The organism is Phytohabitans kaempferiae (assembly GCF_042433955.1).
Lineage (GTDB): Bacteria > Actinomycetota > Actinomycetes > Mycobacteriales > Micromonosporaceae > Phytohabitans > Phytohabitans kaempferiae.
Genome location: NZ_JBHLUH010000004.1, coordinates 54,263 through 74,849, shown reverse-complemented (window position 1 = coordinate 74,849; position 20,587 = coordinate 54,263). Strand labels below are relative to the sequence as shown.

Sequence of the window (20,587 nt, the reverse complement as noted above, 5' to 3'; positions counted from 1 at the left end):
GTTCGCGACTGCGGGGCTCGCGTGTGGGCCGCCGCGGTGCGGTTTGGGCCGTCGGAGCTCACTCCTCGCGCTCACGTTCGTTCCGCCAGAGCAGGGCGTATCCCAGAAACATGAATGCGAGAGGTGTGACCAGCGCGTTGTACCAGAGCATCGCGGCGAAGCTGCCGAGGATGGCGCATCCGCCGGCGATGCCGATCGGGCTGCGGTCACGGCGGAAGCGCCACAGTCCGTAGGCGAAGAAGCCCAGGTAGCCGGCGGTCCCGACCAGCCCGTGGGCGAAGAGGAGCTGCCAGAACTGGCCGTTGCCGCCGACGGTGAAGTTGCCGCAGCGCTCGCAGGCCGCGCTCTCGCCGACGGTGATCGAGTTGCGCCCGCCCATCGTCGTGCGGGTCGAGCCGAAGCCGACGACCGGCGACTCGACCATGCCGGTGACCGCGCGCTCCATCAGGTACGAGCGCACGCCGTTGGAGTGGCCGTCGTCCAGCCGCGCGCCGACCACGCCGCCGAGCGGGGTGAGGGCGACGGCGGCGACCAGCGCGACGGCGGCGACCCCCAGCCCGCCGATGGCCCAGGCGCGACCGGCGAGGGCGAGGCGCACGGCCACGTACACCGCGGCGACGCCGAGGCCGATCCACAGCCCGCGGTTGAGCGAGTACACCACCGGCAGTACCGACACCGCGAGGACGGCGATGGCGAAGACCCGGGTACGGCGGCGGGTCGCGTGGCCGAACGCCCAGGCCGCGAACCAGACCATGAGCAGGCAGAAGTTGTTGCCCCAGGTGTTCGTGTACCCCCAGGGCGCGGCCGGGCGGGGGTGCGCGTCCCGGACCACGTCCATGATCTGCGCGGCGGAGGGGTGCACCAGCGACTGCACGAAGCCCTTGTTGCGGACGTGCGACGGGAGCAGCATCTCGACCGGCGACGTGAACTCGAAGTGCCCGGCGAAGACGCCCAGCAGCCCGCCCGCCACCGTCACGCCGAAGAGCCAGGCGAGCAGGCGGACGAGGCGGCGGCGGGAGAGTTCGGTCTCGGTCAGGTTGCCGGCGTAGACCAGGAGCACGGTGAGCGCCGTGTACTGGATGACCCGGTAGCCGGCGCCGAGGATCCGGCTGCTCGCGTGCTCGTCGATCGTGCCGGCCGGTTCGGCGCCGAGCACGGCCACGCCGATCACGACCGTGGCCAGGAAGATCGCCCAGAGCGCGAAGCCGGGCGGGAGGCGTACCGGCCGGCCGGCGAGGTGGGCCCGGAGCAGCAAGGCGGTCATCGGCACCGCGACCAGCGGGAAGATCAGCACGCCCAGGCCGAGTGCCCACCACAGTGGATAGAGCAGCAGTACGCCGGCGACCGGCCAGGCGGGCAGGGGTCGCCCGGCCGCCGGGATGCGCGCTGCCGCCGGTGTGGCCGGGGCCGCCAGCGTGGCGGTCATCTGTGCGAGCCCGTACCCGGTGGGAGGCGGATCACGGCGGTGGAGGTGGTGAGGTCCACCTCGGCGAGTCCGGCGGAGCTGAGGTCGGCGCGCTCCTCACCGGCCGCCGCCCGCGCGCGCCGGCCCTCGGCGGGCGGGTCGAGAAGCGGCGCGGGCGAGGGCGCGGCGGGCAGGGCGCGTACGGCCCTCGACGGGCGCGGGCCGGGCGTGGCCGGCGCGCCGTTGAGCCGGGGCACGACTACGGCACCGAGCAGCGGCGTACCGACCCGGCGCAGTTGCTCGGCCGCGTCGCTCACGTCCGGCCGCCGGGTCCGGCGCAGCTCGACCGTGATGATCGCCGCGTCGGCGAGGCTGGCCAGACTCTGCGCGTCGGCGCCGCTGGAGGTGGCGGGCGCCTCGATCACCACGTACCCGGGGCGGGCGGTGAGCAGGTCCAGCGCGTCGCGCAACCCCTGCGACTGCATGAGCCCGGCGGCGCTGGCGGTCCCGCCCGTGGTGATCACGCGCAGCGACGGGATCCGCGGCGCGTGCTGTACGGCGGCGGCGAGCCCGACCTTGCCGGCGAGCACGTCCGAGAGGCCTGGCGTGGCGGCGACGCCGAAGATCGTGGCGAGTGGTGCGGTGTCCGCGACGCTGTCCGGCAGGTGGGCGCCGATCAGGGTCACGTCGCTGCCGGTACGGGCGAGCGCGGCGGCCAGGTTGGCGGCGACCAGAGTGGACGCCACGCCCCGGCTGGCCCCGGCCACCACGACCACCTTGTCGTCCGGCCCGAGGCTGGCGACCACCTCGTTGCGCAGGCGGTTGAACATGGCCCCGCCCTCGCCGTGCGGCGGCAGCACCGCGTCGAGGCGAGTGTCCTCGGGGCGGGCGGCGGAGAGTTCGGCCAGCACGGGTACGCGGGTCCGCCGGGCCACGTCGGTGGCGGTGCGCACGCGCCGGTCCAGGCGCTCGCGGAGCAGCGCCACGCTGAGGCCGAGCAGGAGGCCGACCATGGCGCCGGTGGCGAGGTTGAGCATCGGGTCCGGCTTGGACGGCGACTCGGGCAGGCGCGCGTCGCTGATGATCTTGCCGCCGGTGACCGTGGCGGTGGTGAGGTCGTTCAGCTTGCCGCTGAGGCTGTTGAGCTGGTTCTGTGCCGTGCTCCGCTGGCTCTCCAGGTTGGGGCGGAGCGGGCTGCTCTGGGAGAGGGGGGCGAGCCGGGCGTTCACCTGGGAGAGCGTGGTGCTGAGCTGCTTGACCTTGGCGTTGAGCGCGCTGATCTGCGCGTTCAGGTCGGCCTTCGCGCTCTCCTCGCGGTTGCGCAGGTACGCCTCGGCGAACGCGTGCGAGCCGGCCCGCGCCGCCTCCGGATCGCCGGCGGCGAATTTGACCACCAGCACGGCGGTGTTCGCCGGGACCTCGACGGTCACCTGGTGGGCCAGCTCGTCCGGCGGCGTGGTGACACGCAGCAGCTCGGCGGCGCCCGCGGCCACGGCCGTCGAGCGGACCAGCTGCGCCTCGGTGTCCAGGTTGATGTCGCCCCTGGTCCGGCCGCCGACGACATTGGTGTCCTGGCCGGCCGGCTGTACCAGTACGGATGTGGCTGACTCGTACACCTTGGGCTGGAGGTGGGTTACCGCGACCGCGCCACCGAGGCCGGTGAGCGCGAGCAGGAGCACCACCCACCAGTGCCGCCGGAGCATGCCGAGGTAGTCGGAAACGTCGCTGGAGGCGTCCATCGGTGGGGCGGGACCTTTCGGAGGGTTCGGGTCTCAGGGCTCAACGGCCGGCTGGCCATATTCGTAACTGCCGGCGTGTCGTTCCCCGTATCCAAATAAAAGGTGTGAAAAGGGCTAAAGCCGTATAGCGTATCGGTGGGTACCAGCCGTCCCGACGGCACCACCCCGCACACCCGCCACATGGCACGGGAGGTCGTCCCATGGCCAGAGCGCACGCATTGAGCGCCACCGGTATCGCGGTGGGCGCCACCGCCTTCGCCGTCCTGTTCGGATATGTCGGCGGTCAGCTCGGGAGGGCACCGGACCAGCGGATCGCCGCGGCCGAGGACACGTACGCGAGCACCGCCGACCCCCACCGTGAGGACGGTGCCGGCGCCGAGCTGGTGGCCGGCGGGATGGGCGGCGGCGCGGCGGTGACGTACCTGAAGTTCACGGTCGACGGGCTGCGCGGAGGCAAGTCGCCGGCCCGGGCGGAGGTACGGCTGAGCCGCCGCGCCGGCGTGCTGCCGAGCCGCATCGAGCTGACCCGCGTGCCCGCGACCGACTGGCGGGAGCGCACGCTCAACGCCCGCTCCGCGCCCCAGCTCGGCACGGTCGTGGCGAGTGCCGCGCCCCGGCCGTACGACGAGAGCGTGGTCTTCGACGTCAGCGGCGTGATCCAGCGCGAGGGGACGTACGCCTTCGCGGTCACCGCACCGGCCGGCGACGGCTACGCCACCTTCTGGGCCAAGGACGGCGTCCGGCCGATCGACTCCCTGGTCAAGCCCACGCTGTGGCTGTCCTGGATCGGCAAGGTCATGCCGTGGCGGACGGTGACCCCGGCGCCGTCGCCGAGCACCGGCGTGCCGGTCGCGGCAGAGCCCACCGGCGGCTCCGCACCGTCGGCCGGAATGCCGTCGCTTCCCGGGATGCCCTCGATGCCGGGCATGCCGTCGCTTCCCGGGATGCCGTCGCTGCCCGGCATGCCCTCCCTGCCCGACATGCCGTCGCTCCCGACCCTGCCGTCCCTGCCGGGGATGCCGTCGTGGCCCGGGATGCCGAACGTCCCGACGTCGCCGACCAGCCCGCCCACGTCGCCGCCCACCACGCCGCCCACGAGCGCGCCGACCAGCCCGCCGGTATCGCCATCGCCATCGCCCTCGCCGACCACGCCGCCCGACCCGGACCCCGACTGCGTCACCGACAGCAAGCTGGTGCCGAGCTGCGGGGTCCTGTGGGGGGTGGCGCCTGGCGCGCACACCAGCACGCCACGCGGCGAGGCGCTGCTCGACTTCGAGCGGAAGACCGGGCGCGAGCAGGCGATCTACCACGCGTACCACCGGGGGACGGAGAACTTCCCGACCGCCGAGGAGATCGAGATCGCCCGGAAGCGCGTGCTCTTCCTCAACTGGAAGCCGCAGGGCGCCACCTGGGCACAGATCGCCGACGGTCATCCGGCCACGGAGGAGTACCTGGACAAGCTCGCCGACCGGCTGAAGCGGTCACTCACCGAGCCGTTCTTATTCACCGTGCACCACGAGCCGGAGAACGACGTCGACCCGCGCGCCGGCTCCGGCCGTACCGCCACCGACTACGCGGCCATGGTGCGGCAGGTGCTCCTCGGGCTCCGCGAGCGGGGAGTGTCCAATCTGGTCTCGGTGATGAACTACATGGCGTACGTGCCGTGGAACACGCAGCCCTGGTTCGAGAGCCTCTACCCCGGTGACGACGTGATCGACTGGATCGCCTGGGACGCGTACGCGTACAGCGAGCGCGGCGAGTACGGCTTCGGCGACTTCGCCGAGATGATGAACCGCCGGTCGAGCAGCAAGCCGTCGTGGCCGGGGTTCTACAACTGGGCCGCCGAGCGCCATCCGGACAAGCCGCTGATGCTCGGCGAGTGGGGCGTCTGGCACCACGACAGCAACCCCGGCCACCGGGCCGACTTCTACAACTCGGTCAGCCGGCAGATGCCGCTCTTCCCGCGGGTCAAGGCGATGGTGTACTTCGACACACCGAGCGACCAGCGGGGCCGCGACTCGCGCGTGGACCGCACGCGGGACGGGCTGGCCGCCTATCGCGACCTGGGTCTGGAGCGCACCTTCCAAGTGCGGGTCAGGCCGGCTGGAGACGCGGCTCGACCCAACCCGTCTCCGTGAGGTGGTGCAGCACCGCCTGCACCGCCTCCTCGATCGGCAGCTCGCTCGTGTCGAGGACCAGGTCGGCGTCGGTGGGCACCTCGTACGGATCGTCGATCCCGGTCATCCCGGTGAGCTGACCGGCGCGGGCCTTCGCGTACAGCCCCTTGCGGTCGCGCTGCTCGCAGACGGCGAGCGGGGTCGAGACGTAGACCAGCAGGAAGCCGGCGCCCGCCTCCTGCGCCATCGCGCGGGCGAGCGCCCGGGCCCGCGCGTAGGGCGCGATCGGGCAGCACAGCGCCATCCCGCGGTGGCGGGCCACCTCGGCGGCGACCCAGCCGATGCGGCGCACGTTGATGTCGCGGTCTTCCTTGCTGAAGCCGAGGCCCTTGGTCAGCTCGCGCCGCACCACGTCGCCGTCGAGGAGCGTGACCGTGCGGTCACCGCTCTCCCGCAACGCGTCGGCCACGCCCCGCGCGATCGTCGACTTGCCCGAGCCGGAGAGCCCGGTGAAGAAGACGACCACGCCGCGATGGCGGCGGGGCGGCCGGGCCCGGGACAGCTCCTTGGCGACCGCCGGCGGCGTGTGCCACTCGGGCAGCGGGAAGCCCCGGTCGAGCAGGTCTTCGATCTCGTCGGGGCGCAGCGCCAGCCGGCGGTTGCGCGGGGGGATGTCGTCACGCCAGCGCCACTGGCCGTCGCGGTTGTCGTAGGCCAGCTCGCGCGGCACCAGCACGCGCGGCCCGCCGCCGGAGAGCATCTCGCCGGTGGAGAGCAGGTGGGTCACGCCGTAGGCCGCGGCGACCCGGGCCCGCAGCAGGGCGTCGCGGATCTCGTCACCGCGGCGGGCGAGCGGCACCGCGACCAGCGTGGCCGGGGGCATCCGGTCGCGGGCGGCGAACACGGCCCGGACCAGCACCTCGGGCGGCAGCCCATCGGGGCCCTGGTCGGCCACCGGGATGAGGATCAGCAGGTGGGCGGCGAGCGTGCGGGCGGCGTGCGCGATCTGTGCCAACTGTGGACGGTGTAGCGGCCGGTCGGCGATCACGCCGAGCACGCGGCCCGGCGGGAGCAGCGTCTTGACCTCTTCGGGCGTGCGCCGCAGCCGCTGGAATGGGCCGTGCCCGCCGTCGCCCAGCCGCCGCACCGCACCGCCGACGCCGTAGCGCCCGTCGCGGGTCGGCCACGCGTCGGTCACGTCGACCGCGGCGACCGGGGCACCTTCGTAGTCGGTGAGCACGAGCGCGCGCTGGAGCGGGTTGTCGAGGTCGAGGTCGGCGACGAGTCCGCCGGGGACCTCGAGCGTGACCGGCACCGGCCAGGGCGTGCCGTCGGCGAGGCGCCCGCGGCGGGCCAGGCCGGCCAGATCCGCGCGGCCGAGGAAGCCGGCCAGCGGCGTATACGCCCCGGAGAGCAGCAGCTCGAGATCGGCCAGCTCAAAGGAGCGCGGCGTGTAGGCCGGCGCGTCGCGCAGCACCTCGTCGGGCATCACCCACCCGTTGCTCATCCCACCCCCAACGGCGAACCGGCTCACAGTTTCTCAGCCGCCCGCTCATCGGTCGAGAGTGCCACGGCTCACCGGTGTCTGCTACCGGTCGCAGTGAAGATACCGGTACGGGTGTATGCCCGCCGCCTGCGCCTGCCACTCCACCGGCTGTCTTCCGTACGCCGTACGGGATGTGCCAGAGGACCCTTATGAAACTGTTACCAGCGACGGTCAGTATCATGACCGAATGGTGCAGCAAGGTGACCAGTGGCTCGCGAGTGCGTACGTCGACCCCGAGGTGTTCACGCTTCGCCCCGACTACCGGGCACTCCTGATCCTCGCCGATGGGCTGGCGCCCGGACCGAGCGACGACGTGACGGAGAAGATGCTGCGGGCGGCGGAGGAGGCGGCGCCCGCGGATCACCCCCACGTGGTGGCGTGGCGGGAGGCGTTCCGCGCGTTCGGCGCCAAGCCGCAGCGCACTCGTCCCAGCGTGGACGCGCTGCTGCGCCGGGCGCCTCAGGGGCTGCCCAGGGTCGACCGGCTCACCGACGCGTACAACGCGGTCTCGGTGCTGCACGCCGTGCCGATCGGCGGGGAGGACGTCGACCGGTACCGGGGGCCGCTGCGGTTGGTGCGGGCGACCGGCGAGGAACCGTTCGACACCATGGCCGACGGTCAGGTGACGACCGAGCGGCCGAGCCCGGGCGAGGTGGTCTGGCGCGACGACGAGGGCGTCACCTGCCGGCGGTGGAACTGGCGGCAGTGCGTCCGCACGCGTCTCGGCCCCACCACGACCCGGGCGGTGTTCATCCTCGACGCGCTGGAGCCGATGACCGAAGCGGGCCTGGCCACCGCCGGTGCGACGCTGGTCGATGCGCTCCGCGCCACCAGCCCAGAGGTGCGGATCGAGACCCGGACGCTACAACGAAAGACATAGTTCCGGCGGCGGAGACCCTAAGGGCAGGCCCAGGGTTACGCCTGATACCTACGGACGCCGCGAAATCCCTACGCTGACCGCGTGACCCTCATAGCGACCGAATCGCTCACCAAGACTTATGCGGGCCGGGTGACCGCGCTGTCCGATCTGACGGTCAGCGTCGAGCCCGGCATCGTGGGGCTGGTCGGAGCCAACGGCGCGGGCAAGTCCACGCTAATCAAGATCCTGCTGGGCCTGCTCGCCCCGACCAGTGGTCGGGTGCGCGTTCTCGACCTCGATCCCACCGTCGACGCCGCGGCCGTACGGGCCCGGGTCGGCTATATGCCGGAGCACGAGTCGCTCTCGCCGGACCTGTCCGCCGCCGAGTTCGTCACCCACCTGGGGCGGATGAGCGGCCTGCCGCGTACGGCGGCTCGCGAGCGCGCCTCCGAGGCCCTGCGCCATGTCGGGCTGTACGAAGAGCGCTACCGCCAGATCGGTGGCTACTCGACCGGCATGAAGCAGCGGGTCAAGCTCGCCCAGGCGCTGGTGCACGACCCCGACCTGCTGCTGCTCGACGAGCCGACCAACGGCCTCGACCCGGCCGGGCGCGACGCGATGCTGGCGCTGATCCACCGGATCGGCACCGAGTTCGGCATCTCGGTGGTCGTCTGCTCGCACCTGCTCGGCGAGGTCGAGCGGATCTGCGACTCGCTGATCGCGATCGACGGCGGGCGGCTCCTGCGCTCCGACAACATCTCGGCGATGACCACCGTCACCGACGTGCTGGCCGTCGAGGTGAGCGAGGGCATCGAGGAGCTGGCCGCGCGGCTCGACCTGCTCGGCCTCAGTGTCCGGCGCGACGGCCGGCTGCTGCTCGTACCCCTGGAAGACGACGCCACCTACGACCGCATCCTGACCGCGGTGGCCGAGCTGGACCTGCCTCTGCACCGTCTCGACCAGCGGCGCCACCGCGTCGCCGAGCTCTTCGCGACCCGGGAGGTGACCCATGTCTGAAGCGACAGGTGTCATCCACGACATCGGCTACCAGCGCTACGCCGGGCCGCGCCTCGGCCGGAGGTACGTGTTCACGTCGTTGTACGTGCACGGCCTGCGCACGGCCTTCGGGCTGGGCCGCAGCGCCAAAGCCAAGATCTTCCCGTGGTTTGTGCTCGGCGTGGTCTTCCTGACCGGCGCCATCCTCGCCGCGGTGCGGGCCCAGGTGCCGGACGCGGCGGTCGGGTACACCGCGTTCGCCGACATGATGGCGTGGCTCGTCATCTTCTTCGTGGCGATCGTCGCACCCGAGCTGGTCTCCCGCGACCTGCGGGCCGGCGTGCTGCCGCTCTACTTCTCCCGACCCCTGCGGCGCGGCGACTACGCCTACGCGAAGCTCGCCGCCCTGGCCACGGCGGTGTGGCTGCTGCTCGGCGCGCCGCAGATCCTGATGTTCCTGGTGGCCGCGTTCTCCGCCGACGGCATGAGCGAGGTGTGGACCGAGGTCGGCGACATCGTGCCCGGCCTGCTCTACGCCCTGCTGTGGGCGGCCGTCTTCGCCGGGATCGGCCTGCTGGTCGCGTCGCTGACCGGCAAGCGGGCCTTCGCCGCCGGCGGGATCGTCGCGGTCTTCCTGATGACCACGCCGATCGTCGGCGTGCTCTCGGTCATGCCCTCCCAGGCGATGAACGAGCTGGCGCTGCTCTTCAGCCCTTCCAGCCTCGTCTTCGGCGTCGGCGTGTGGCTCTTCGATTCGGGCGGCGGCACCGACGACATCGGCCCGTTCGGGCCTGTGTACCTGGCGGTCGCCATCGGCGTCGTGGCCGGCTGTGTCGCCCTCCTGCTGGCCCGCTACCGGAAGGTCGCTTCGTCATGACCCAGTTGACGCTCGCCGGCGTCTCCCGCTGGTACGGCAACGTGGTGGCCGTCAACGACGTCTCCATGACGCTCCACCCGGGAGTGACCGGCCTGCTCGGCCCCAACGGCGCCGGCAAGACCACCGTGCTGCACATGATGGCCGGGTTTCTCGCGCCCTCGCGGGGCACGGTCACCATCGACGGCGAACCCACCTGGCGCAACCCGTCCGTCTACAAGCGACTCGGGCTGGTCAGCGAGCGCGAGGCGGTGCACGAGTTCCTGACCGCGCGGGAGTTCCTCCTGGTCAGCGCCCGCCTGCACCGCCTGCCCGACCCCGAGGCGGCCGCGCAGCGGGCCCTGGAGTTGGTCGAGATGACCGGCGCGCAGGACCGCCGCATCGGCACGTACTCCAAGGGCATGCGCCAGCGCACCCGGGTCGCCGCCGCGCTCGTGCACGACCCGCAGGTGCTGCTGCTCGACGAGCCGTTCAACGGCATGGACCCGCGCCAGCGGCTGCACATGATGGAGTTGCTGCACCGCCTCGGCACCGCCGGCCGTACGATCCTCTTCAGCTCGCACATCCTCGAAGAGGTCGAGCAGGTCTCCGGCACCGTGCAGGTCATCGTCGCGGGCCGCCTGGCCGCCTCCGGTGACTACCGCGCGATCCGCCGCCTCATGTCCAACCGGCCGCACGTCTTCGCCGTCCACTCCACCGACGACCGCCGGCTCGCGGTCGCTCTCATGGGGCAGGCGTCGGTGACCGGCGTGGAGATCGACCGCACCGGCCTGACCGTGCGCGCCGGCGACTACGGCAGCTTCACCCGCGCGCTACCCAAGATCGCGCTCGCCGAGGGCATCCGGGTCCGCCGGCTGCTCCCCTCGGACGAGTCCCTGGAGAGCGTCTTCTCCTACCTGGTGGAGGCATAAGTGGTACCCCAGACGATCACGTGGATCACCGCGCGCGGGCTCTTCGGCCGCCGGCGGTTCCTGCTGCTCATCCCGCTGCCGCTGCTCGTCATCGGGCTGGCGCTCCTGAGCCGCGCCTTCGGCGTGGCGGCGGAACACTGGGCCCCGCCGGTGCTGGTCGGCCTCGGGCTGGCCGTCGTGCTGCCGGTGATCGCCCTCATCGTGGGCACGGGCGTGCTCGGCTCGGAGATCGACGACGGCACCATCGTCCACATCCTCACCAAGCCGTTGCCGCGCTGGCAGATCGTGCTCCCCAAGCTCGCCGTGGCCACCGTGGTGACGGCGGTGACCGTGGCCATCCCGCTGTACGTGTCCGGCGTGCTCGCCCACTCCGTACGCCTGGGGCTGGGCCTGGCACTCGCGGGCGCGGTGGGCGCGCTGGCGTACTCGGCGTTCTTCCTGGCGCTGAGCCTGGTCACGCGGCGGCCGGTGCTGCTCGGCCTGGTCTACGTACTGGTGTGGGAGGGCCTGCTCGGCAACTTCGTCTCGGGGACGCGCGTGCTGTCGATCCAGCAGTACGTGCTGACGATCGCCGACAGGATCGCCCCGACCGGGCTGCTGGAGTCGAAGGTCTCCCTGCCGGTGGCCCTCATCATGGCCGTGATCTTCGTGGTCGGCTTCACGATGCTGGCGATCGACCGGCTGCGCTCGTTCTCGGTGGCGGGCGAGACCTCGTAGCCTTTGGCGTCCGCCGCGCCGGCGGGCCGGGTCGGAGTGGGACAGGCGTCCGCCGATCCGGCCCGCCGGCGCGCGTCAGCTGCCAAACCGGTAGACGTTGCGCAGGGCCTCGGCGAAGACGTCGTCGAGCTCCGGCATCCCCGGGAGGGGAGCGGATCCGGCGGCTGAACGATCCACCGTGGCCGGTCCGCTCGCCGGGCCGGCCACTCGGCTGTCTGCGCCGCCGCTCAGCCGGTGTTGCGCATCCCGGCGGCGATGCCGTTGACCGTCGTCAGCAGGGCCCGCTCCAGCGCCGTCCCGTCGCCGGGCGCCCGCCGGGCTCCCGGCGCGGTGGCGACCGCACGGGCCGCCGCGCCGGAGTCGCGGTACTGCCGCAGCAGCGCGACCTGAAGGTGGTGGAGCGGCTCCAGGTAGGTGTCGCGGACGGCGAGCGTGCGCTCCAGCACCGGCTGCTTGTCGAGCAGCTTCGACTCGCCGGTGATGGCCAGCACCTCGCGCACCGCGCGGGAGTACTCATCCTCGATCTTGCCGAAGATCGGCCGCAGCTCCTCCGGGACCAGGTCGACGTAGCGGCGGGCGATCTTGAGGTCGGTCTTGTAGAGCATCATCTCCACGTTGGACAGGAAGGTCCGGAAGAACTGCCAGTTGCCGTGCATCTCGGCCAGCACCTCGGCGAGCCCCGCCTCGCGGGCGGCGGCCAGGCCGGTGCCCACGCCGTACCACCCTGGGACGATCTGCCGGGACTGGGTCCAGCCGAAGACCCACGGGATCGCGCGCAGGCCGCTCAGCCCGGCGCCGGTGTTGGGACGCTTGGCGGGGCGGGAGCCGATGTTGAGCGCGCCGAGCAGCTCGGTGGGGGTCGAGGCCCAGAAGTACGCCGGCAGGTCTGGATCTTCGACCAGCTCGCGGTATGCCCTGAAGGCCGCGGCCGACGTGGTGTCCATCGCCGCGTCCCACCGGGTCAGCGCTTCGATGGAGACGCGTGAGGTGGTGTGCAGGAGCGTCGCCTGGAGCACGGCGGCGACCGTGAGTTCGAGGTTTTCCCGGGCCAGCGCGGGGATCGTGTACTTGTCGGAGATCACCTCGCCCTGCTCGGTGACCTTGATCGAGCCGTCGAGCGTGTTGTACGGCTGGGCCAGGATCGCCTCGTGCGTAGGCCCGCCGCCGCGGCCCACGGTGCCGCCGCGGCCGTGGAAGAGGCGCAGCCGCACGCCGTGGCGGGCGGCCACGTCGCGGAGCGCGCGCTGGGCCCGGTGGATCGACCACTGCGACGTGGTGATGCCGGCTTCCTTGTTGGAGTCGGAGTAGCCGAGCATGACCTCCTGCACGTCGCCGCGGGCGGCGACCAGGGCCCGGTAGGCGGGCAGGGCCAGCATTTCGTCGAGCACCTCGCCGCCGGCGTCCAGCTCGGCTGGCGTCTCCAGCAGCGGCACGAAGCCGATGCGGGCCCGGTGGCTGTGCACGTCGATCAGGCCGGCCTCGCGGGCCAGCACCGCCGCGGCCAGCACGTCGTCGACGCCGAGGGTCATCGAGATGATGTACGACTCGATGACCTCCGGGCCGAAGCGCTGCTGCGCCTCGCGGATGGTGGTGAAGACGTCGAACGTGCGCTGCGCCGACTCGCTCAGCGGAGTGTCCAGGCTGGACAGTGGGCGCCGGCCGGTCAGCTCGTCGGAGAGGAGCTTGGTGCGCTCGGCGCGGGAGAGCGTGTTGTAGTCGGCCACCTCGCCGATCCGCGCGTACATCTGGGCGAGCACCGCGTGGTGCGCCTCGGCGTGCTCGCGCACGTCCATCGTGGCCAGATGCAGCCCGAACGAGGCCACCGTGCGGATCACCGAGGCGAGCCGGCCCACCGCGGTGAGCTGCCCGGAGTTGCGCGCGAGCGAGGCGCGCAGCAGCTCGAGGTCGGCGAGCAGCTCGTCGGAGCCGCGGTAGTCACGCCCCGGCACGTGCGCGGTGCCCTGGCCCAGCCGGCGCCGCGTGTTGGCAAGCTTCGCCTTGATGCAGCGGGCCTTGAGGCGGTAGGGCTCCTCGGCGTTGGTGCGCCGGAAGCGCTGCGGCACCTCCGGCAGCGCGTCGAGATCCTTGGCCAGGCTGGCGGAGAGGTCGAGCGAGACGCCGCGCAGCCGGCGGGAGACCGAGATCTCGTTGATCAGCGCGTCCATGGCCGCCTCGGTGGCCTGGATGCCGTGCTCGTGCTGGATCATGAGCACGTCGCGCGTGACCCTCGGTGTGACGAACGGGTTGCCGTCGCGGTCGCCGCCGATCCACGTGCCGAACGTGAGCGGCCGGGACGTCGGCGCGGTCTCCACGCCCAGCGAGCGGAGCGTGTCGGTGAGGTCGTCGAGCACCTGCGGCGCCGCCTCGGAGTAGAGGTCGCGCAGGTAGTAGACCGCGTTGCGCGCCTCGTCGGTGGGGTCGGGCCGGTCGAGGCGCAGCTCGTCGGTCTGCCACAGCATGTCGATCAGCTCGGCGAGCCGGCGGTCGGTCTGCGGGGACTCGGTCGCGCCGTAGAGGATCGCGGCGGCCGCCTCGGCATCGAGCTCGTCGGCCACGGCGCGGAGCTTGGAAAGGATCGAGCGGCGGGCCGCCTCGGTGGGGTGAGCGGTGAAGACCGGCCGCACCGCCAGCCGCCGGGCCGCGGACGCGATCTCGTCGGTGGGCACGCCCCGCTCGGCGATCAGCTTGGCCGCCTGGTCGAGCCAGCCGCCCTGAGTGGCCCGCTGGCGGCGCAGGTCACGGGCGCGGTGCACCTGCTCGGTGATGTTGGCCAGGTGGAAGTAGGTGGAGAAGGCCCGGGCCAGCTGCGTGCCGGTCGTGATGTCCATCGTGCCCAGCCGCGTGGCAGCCCGCTCGGCGTCGGTGCGCACCAGCGCACGGATCTCCTCGACCAGGTCGAGGAGGGGCGGCCCCTCCTGACGGGCGAGGGTCTGGCCGAGGAGCGTGCCCAGCCGGCGGATATCCGCGCGTAGGGCCTGGTTTGGGTCGTCAGTGTCCAGACGACCGCCAGGGGAGACGTCGGCCTGCTCGGTCACCGTGCGCTCCTTACGTTGAGTACGAAGGACGGCGCTGTCCGACACCTGGATGTTACCGACGCCACGTTGCCGCCTGGTCAACGTGGTGAGTCATGTCTCAGAGTGCGGCCACGCATGGCGGCCGCAGCGAGCAGCACCCCCATGCCGGCCACGGCCCAGATGGCCAGCGATGTGATCGGCCAGCCCGCCGCCTTCCGGTCGAAGTAGACCACGGACTTGATCAGGTCGGAGCCGAGTCCGGGTAGGTTCCACCGGTGCATCCCCCGGAAGAGGCTGGGCGTGGTGCTGGCCGTGAGGCCCAGCACGCTGGCGGCCAGCACGGCGTACACCTCGCGGCGGATCAGGGCGTGGCGGTCGGCGTACTCGATGGCTTTGAGCTGCGGTCCCAGTGCGGTGATCAGCTCGGCGGCGGCGCTGTCACCGCGCACGACGCCGACCGGCGCCTCACGCGGGGTGGGCTCGTGCAGCGCCCCCGCGTACGCCCACACGAAGGCCGTGGCCAGCGCCAGCGTGCCGAGCAGCAGTGCGCCCGCTTTGCTCCATTTGCCCACGCATGACTCATACCAGATCTGGGTGACAACGAAGGTCAGATCTCACATCTTCCTAACGGACGTCGGTATCTTCCTAAGTTAGGAGGTGGTGGTGGACGATCGAAGTGCCCGATGGGGGTCGGCGGGGGGCGTTCACCTCGGCAGATAGGGGTCGCGAAGGTCTTCCCCGCACCTAGCGTTATCTTCCTAAGGTTTCCTGAGTCTTCCTAGTCTTACGACGATGCCACGGAGATCCGCCATGACCACCTGGTTGGACATTCTGGTCGCCGAGTTGCGAAAGTTTGGTGCAGAGGCGGTCGGAGTCGAGGTCAAGGCGTCGGCGGGTGGCTTGCCTTCGTCGGCCAAGGAGAGTTTGTCCGCTTTCTCCAACAGTCCGGGCGGCGGGACGCTCGTGCTGGGGCTGGATGACAGCCCTGGGTATCGGGCGGTCGGCCTTCGGGATGCGAGGAAGCTTCAGACCGACCTTGCGTCGATGTGTCGCAGCGAACTGGTCCCTCCGCTGCGGCCCCAGATCGTTTTGGGCGAGGTTGACGGATGTGCCGTTATAGCGGCTTATGTCCCCGAGCTCCCCCGAGAGCAAAAGCCTTGCTATGTCGAGAAGCAGGGGATGGTCCGGGGTACCTATATACGTGTCGCCGACACGGACCGGAGGCTGACGGCAGAGGAAGTCCATCAGCTGATCGCGGAGCGAGGGCAGCCGGCCTTCGATGCCGAGCCCGTGGTGGAAGCGTCTCTTGGCCATCTTGATGAGGTCGAGGTGGCCCACTATGTGGCCCGCCTACGGCAGGCGAATCCGCGACTCTGGGGCAATGAGGAAGCCAGCGTCATACTTCGGATGAACCGCGTGCTCGTGCGCGATGCGTCGGGTGAATATCGGCCGTCGTTGGCTGGGCTCCTTGCTCTGGGGCGATATCCTCAGGAGTTCTTCCCGCAGTTGAACGTCACATTCGTGCACTATCCCACGGTAACGGGTGAAGCCACACCTTCCGGTGTACGCTTTCTGGACAACGTCAGCATCAACGGCTCTATACCGCACATGGCTGCGGAGGCCCTTGCGACGATTCAGCGAAACATGAGTCGCCGTTCGCTAATTTCTGGCGAGGGGCGCAGAGATGTGTGGGAATATCCGCCAGAGGCGCTGCGAGAAGCGATCGTAAACTCGCTTGTCCACCGTGACCTGTCTGCTGGATCGCGGGGGACGCAGGTGCAAATTGAGATGTATCCGGACCGGCTCAGGATACATAATCCTGGTGGTTTGTTCGGTTCGGTGGACATCACGAGGTTGGGCGAAGAAGGACGGTCGTCAGCGCGGAATGCGGTGCTCTTGAGACTTCTCGAGGATGTGACGGTGCCGGGCGAGGATCGCACTGTTTGCGAAAACCGAGGTTCAGGAATCAGGGCGATGATTGCTTCGCTGCGTCGTGCTGGTATGGGACCTCCGCGTTTCAAGGACAAGGTAACCTCGTTCGAGGTGGTAATGCCTAACCATGCGCTGTTGGACGACGGTACCGTTGCCTGGATCAACTCACTCGGAAGAGAGGGTATCCGGGACTCGCAATTTATAGCGCTGGCTCTGATGAGGCGTGGCGAGGTACTCGACAACGCGAAGTATCGTGCGGCGACCGGGGTGACCGACAGTCGTGTCGCTTATTTTGAGCTGCAGGATCTGGTTGCCAGGGAGTTGGTGGACCAAACAGGTAGCCGTGGTGGGGCGCGCTACACACTTTCTAATTTTGCGAGGCTAGCGGGTACCTCGGAAGCTCGTCGTCGTCCACGACCGAATCGACGACGCCAGATAATCGAGGCGTTACATCTACATGGAACTCTTTCCAAGTCGCAGATTGCCGAAGTTATTGGGGCATCCGACAAGGCGACCGAACATTGGCTGTCGCGTATGAAAAAGGATGGCGAGATTCAGGCTTCGGAAGGGAAACGTACGAGCCGGAATACCCGGTATTCCCTTACTGACAAAGCGATGCAGCCGGAACTGCCTTTCTCGGCGCCTGATACGTCCTGAGCTGACCCGGTCTGGCCGTCAAGCCACCCTTGCTCGAGCGTCCGGACTCGGTTGTGTCCCGGGACCACCTGAAAGCCGGGCTAGGCTGGGGTCATACCCCCCGCCCGGTTCGGGCGCGGGGTCTTCGTGCGTGCTCGAAATGAGGTCCTCCCATGAAGCTCGCCGGTCTGCTGCCCGCCGCCCTCGGCGATCCGGCGCTGGCCCGCGTCCGTGACCGGGCCCGGGCTGCCGGGCCCGACAGCGATGGGCTGGATCTGACCGCGCCGGCGTCGCTGCGCCCGTTCGTCGTGGCGGCGGTGGCGGCGGACGCGGGGCCGGGCGGTGCGGGGAAGCCGGTGCTGGCGGTCACCGCGACCAGCCGCGAGGCCGACGACCTGGCGCTCGCTCTGGGCAGCCTGCTCCCGGACGACCAGGTCACCGTCTTCCACTCGTGGGAGACGCTGCCACACGAGCGCCTGTCGCCCAGGTCGGACACCGTCGGGCGGCGGCTCGCGGTGCTGCGGCGGCTGGCCCATCCGGCCGGAAACCCGCTGCGCGTGGTCGTCGCGCCGGTGCGGTCGGTGCTCCAGCCGATGCTCAAAGGGCTCGGCGACCTTGAGCCGGTCGAGTTGCGGCCGGGGGCCGAGGCGGCGCTGGAAGACGTGGCGCGGCGGCTGACCGACATGGCGTACGCGCGGGTCGACCTGGTGACGAAGCGGGGCGAGTTCGCGGTCCGCGGCGGCATCCTCGACATCTTCCCGCCGACCGACGAGCATCCGTCGCGCGTGGAGTTCTGGGGCGACGAGGTCGAGGAGATCCGCACGTTCGCGGTCGCCGACCAGCGCACGATCGCGGCGGACGACGACCTGTCGCGTCGGAGCGAAGCGACGCCGCGGGTATTACAGGCGCCGCCCTGCCGGGAGCTGCTGCTGACCCCCGATGTCCGCGAGAGAGCCGCCGAGCTGGCCCAGAAGCATCCGGAGCTGGAGGAGATCCTCGAAAAGCTCGCCGAGGGCATCCCGGTCGAGGGCATGGAGTCGCTCGCGCCGGCGCTGCTCGACGGCACCGAGAGCATGGAGCTGCTGGTCGACGCGATGCCCGAGGGCACGCACGTGCTGCTCTGCGACCCGGAGCGGATCCGCACTAGGGCGCACGACCTCGTCCGTACCTCGGCGGAGTTTCTGGAGGCCAGTTGGGCCGCGGCCGCCGTCGGTGGCCAGGCCCCGGTCGACCTCGGCGCCGCCGCCTTCAAGACCCTCGCCGAGGTACGCGCGGTCGCCGGCGACCTCGGCCTCCCGTGGTGGACGGTCTCCCCGTTCGGGCTGGCCGAGGCGGAGGCGCCGGCACCGGAGGCGCGGCCGTGGGAGGAGCCGCTGCCCGAGGTCACCGTGACCCCCGACCTCGCCGACGCGATCACGCTGGCGGCTCAGGCGGTGCCGCTGTACCACGGCGAGACCGCGCGCGTGGTCGACGACCTCAAGCGCTGGTCCGGCGACGGTTGGGCGATGGCGCTGGTCTTCGAGGGGCACGGGCCGGCCCAGCGGGCGGTCGAGGTGCTGCACGACGCGGGCGTGGGCGCCACGATCGTCGAGTCGATCGACGCGCCGCCCCAGCCCGGGCAGTTGCTGGTGAGCTGCGGTGCGCTCAACCACGGCTTCCTCGACGAGGCCGCCCGGCTCGCCGTGATCACCGGCAACGACATCACCGGCGGGCGCGGCGCCTCCACGCGCGACATGCGCAAGATGCCCAGCCGCCGGCGCAACACGATCGACCCGCTGGAGCTGCGGGCCGGCGACTTCGTGGTGCACGAGCAGCACGGCATCGGCCGGTACGTCGAGCTGGTCCAGCGCACGGTCAACGGCGCCTCGCGGGAGTACCTGGTCATCGAGTACGCGCCGAGCAAGCGCGGCCAGCCCGGCGACCGCCTCTTCGTCCCGACCGACCAGCTCGACCAGCTCTCCCGGTACGTGGGCGGGGAGAACCCGGCACTGCACAAGATGGGCGGCGCCGAGTGGCAGAAGGCGAAGGCGCGGGCCCGCAAGGCCGTACGCGAGATCGCCGCCCAGCTCATCCAGCTCTACGCCGCGCGCAAGGCGTCGAAGGGGCACGCGTTCGGCCCGGACACGCCGTGGCAGCGGGAGCTGGAGGACGCCTTCCCGTACACCGAGACGCCCGACCAGCTTGCCGCCATCGAGGAGGTCAAGCAGGACATGGAGCAGCCGGTCCCGATGGACCGGCTGATCTGCGGCGACGTGGGCTACGGCAAGACCGAGATCGCGGTGCGCGCGGCGTTCAAGGCGGTGCAGGACGGCAAGCAGGTGGCCGTGCTCGTCCCCACGACGCTGCTCGCCCAGCAGCACTACAACACGTTCACCGACCGCATGGGCCAGTTTCCGCTGGAGATCCGGCAGCTGTCCCGCTTCCAGACGCCGAAGGAGGCCGAGCAGACGCTGACCAAGGCGGCCGAGGGCAGCGCCGACATCGTGATCGGTACGCACCGGCTGCTCCAGTCGTCGACCCGGTTCAAGAATCTCGGCATGGTGATCGTCGACGAGGAGCAGCGCTTCGGCGTGGAGCACAAGGAGTACCTGAAGCAGCTCCGCACGGCCGTCGACGTGCTCACGATGTCGGCGACGCCGATCCCGCGCACGCTGGAGATGGCGATCACCGGCATCCGGGAGATGTCCACGATCGCGACGCCGCCGGAGGAGCGGCATCCGGTGCTGACGTTCGTGGGCGCGTACGACGACAAGCAGGTCGCCGCCGCCATCCACCGCGAGCTGCTCCGCGACGGCCAGGTCTTCTACCTGCACAACCGGGTCGAGTCGATCGACCGGGCGGCCCGCCGGATCCGCGAGCTGGTGCCCGAGGCGCGGGTCGCGGTGGCGCACGGGCAGATGGGCGAAGACGCGCTGGAGAAGGTGATGGTCGGCTTCTGGGAGAAGGAGTACGACGTCCTGGTCTGCACCACGATCGTGGAGTCGGGCATCGACATCCCCAACGCCAACACGCTGATCGTGGAGCGCGCCGACCTGCTCGGCCTCGCCCAGCTGCATCAGATCCGGGGCCGGGTCGGGCGCGGCCGCGAGCGGGCGTACGCCTACTTCCTCTACCCCCGCGACAAGCCGCTCACCGAGCACGCGCACGAGCGGCTGGCCACGATCGCGCAGCACACCGAGCTGGGCGCGGGCATGTACGTGGCGATGAAGGACCTGGAGATCCGTGGCGCCGGCAACCTGCTCGGCGGCGAGCAGTCCGGGCACATCGAGGGCGTGGGCTTCGACCTGTACGTGCGGATGGTCGGCGAGGCGGTGCAGCAGTTCAAGGGGGAGCGGCCGGCCGAGGAGGAGGTCGACGTCAAGATCGATCTGCCGGTCGACGCCCACCTGCCGCACGACTACGTCGGGGTCGAGCGGCTGCGCCTGGAGATGTACCGCAAGCTCGCCTCCGCCCGCACCTCCGCCGAGCTGGACGAGGCGGTCGTGGAGATGCGCGACCGGTACGGCGAGCCGCCCGCGGCGGTCGCCAACCTCGTGGCGGTCGCCCGGTTCCGGCTGGTCGCCCGCTCGTACGGCCTCACCGACGTCTCCGTGCAGGGCAAGCACGTGCGCTTCGCCCCGCTGGCGCTGCCCGACTCCAAGCAGTTGCGGCTCAAGCGCTACCACCCGGACGCGGTGTACAAGCAGGCGATCGAGCAGGTGAGCGTGCCGCGGCCGAGCACGCGGCGGATCGGCGGCGAGCCACTGCGCGACCAGGCGTTGCTGGAGTGGTGTGCCCAGTTGCTCAAGGACGTGCTGGGCGAGCCCGCCGCCGTCGGGGCCAGCGGCGCGTGAGAGAGTGT

13 protein-coding genes are annotated in these 20,587 nt (G+C 71.0%); 8 read left to right on the top strand and 5 right to left on the bottom strand.

The features are described 5' to 3' along the window. Window positions 1-58: 58 nt before the first annotated feature. Both ACFFIA_RS01425 and ACFFIA_RS01420 read right to left on the bottom strand, forming a co-directional pair. The gene (locus ACFFIA_RS01425; RefSeq protein WP_377244042.1) at window positions 59-1,426 is read right to left on the bottom strand and encodes an O-antigen ligase family protein; all 1,368 of its coding nucleotides are present in this window, start codon (window positions 1,424-1,426) and stop codon (window positions 59-61) included. Further along, window positions 1,423-3,144, bottom strand: a complete 1,722-nt coding sequence (locus ACFFIA_RS01420) for a Wzz/FepE/Etk N-terminal domain-containing protein (protein WP_377244039.1) — start codon at window positions 3,142-3,144, stop codon at window positions 1,423-1,425. Before ACFFIA_RS01420 ends, ACFFIA_RS01425 begins: the two co-directional genes overlap by 4 nt. Before the next feature lie 200 nt (window positions 3,145-3,344). Here ACFFIA_RS01420 and ACFFIA_RS01415 point away from each other — a divergent pair, with 200 nt between their 5' ends. After that, window positions 3,345-5,282, top strand: a complete 1,938-nt coding sequence (locus tag ACFFIA_RS01415; protein WP_377244036.1) for a CBM96 family carbohydrate-binding protein — start codon at window positions 3,345-3,347, stop codon at window positions 5,280-5,282. Here the strand turns inward: ACFFIA_RS01415 and cysC are convergent. Then, window positions 5,239-6,768, bottom strand: coding sequence for an adenylyl-sulfate kinase (cysC, locus tag ACFFIA_RS01410; RefSeq protein WP_377244033.1), 1,530 nt, complete (start codon window positions 6,766-6,768; stop codon window positions 5,239-5,241). The genes ACFFIA_RS01415 and cysC overlap by 44 nt on opposite strands. 226 nt (window positions 6,769-6,994) lie before the next feature. Between cysC and ACFFIA_RS01405 the strand changes: the two genes are divergently transcribed. The 5 genes from ACFFIA_RS01405 (at window position 6,995) to ACFFIA_RS01385 (ending at window position 11,164) form a co-directional block, all read left to right on the top strand. Beyond that, window positions 6,995-7,687: a B3/B4 domain-containing protein gene (locus tag ACFFIA_RS01405; RefSeq protein WP_377244030.1), complete on the top strand. Its 693-nt coding sequence runs from the start codon at window positions 6,995-6,997 to the stop codon at window positions 7,685-7,687. Between the two features lie 81 nt (window positions 7,688-7,768). Next, complete coding sequence (locus tag ACFFIA_RS01400) at window positions 7,769-8,683, top strand: ABC transporter ATP-binding protein (RefSeq protein WP_377244027.1); 915 nt, start codon at window positions 7,769-7,771, stop codon at window positions 8,681-8,683. Further along, window positions 8,676-9,539, top strand: a complete 864-nt coding sequence (locus ACFFIA_RS01395; RefSeq protein WP_377244024.1) for an ABC transporter permease — start codon at window positions 8,676-8,678, stop codon at window positions 9,537-9,539. Before ACFFIA_RS01400 ends, ACFFIA_RS01395 begins: the two co-directional genes overlap by 8 nt. Further along, window positions 9,536-10,447, top strand: coding sequence for an ABC transporter ATP-binding protein (locus ACFFIA_RS01390; protein ID WP_377244021.1), 912 nt, complete (start codon window positions 9,536-9,538; stop codon window positions 10,445-10,447). Before ACFFIA_RS01395 ends, ACFFIA_RS01390 begins: the two co-directional genes overlap by 4 nt. Beyond that, on the top strand, window positions 10,448-11,164 hold the full coding sequence (locus ACFFIA_RS01385) for an ABC transporter permease subunit (protein WP_377244018.1): 717 nt from the start codon (window positions 10,448-10,450) through the stop codon (window positions 11,162-11,164). 227 nt (window positions 11,165-11,391) lie between these two features. Here ACFFIA_RS01385 and ppc read toward each other — a convergent pair whose 3' ends face one another. Then, window positions 11,392-14,163, bottom strand: coding sequence for a phosphoenolpyruvate carboxylase (gene ppc / locus ACFFIA_RS01380; protein WP_377245633.1), 2,772 nt, complete (start codon window positions 14,161-14,163; stop codon window positions 11,392-11,394). Between the two features lie 113 nt (window positions 14,164-14,276). Beyond that, a complete protein-coding gene (locus ACFFIA_RS01375) occupies window positions 14,277-14,750 on the bottom strand; it encodes a type 2 periplasmic-binding domain-containing protein (protein ID WP_377244015.1) in 474 nt (157 codons plus the stop codon). A 238-nt stretch (window positions 14,751-14,988) separates the two neighbouring features. On the opposite strand from ACFFIA_RS01375, the gene ACFFIA_RS01370 reads away from it, so the two are divergent. Continuing rightward, window positions 14,989-16,767, top strand: coding sequence for an ATP-binding protein (locus ACFFIA_RS01370; protein ID WP_377244012.1), 1,779 nt, complete (start codon window positions 14,989-14,991; stop codon window positions 16,765-16,767). Between the two features lie 152 nt (window positions 16,768-16,919). After that, window positions 16,920-20,579, top strand: coding sequence for a transcription-repair coupling factor (gene mfd / locus ACFFIA_RS01365; RefSeq protein ID WP_377244009.1), 3,660 nt, complete (start codon window positions 16,920-16,922; stop codon window positions 20,577-20,579). The last annotated feature ends 8 nt before the right edge of the window (window positions 20,580-20,587 follow it).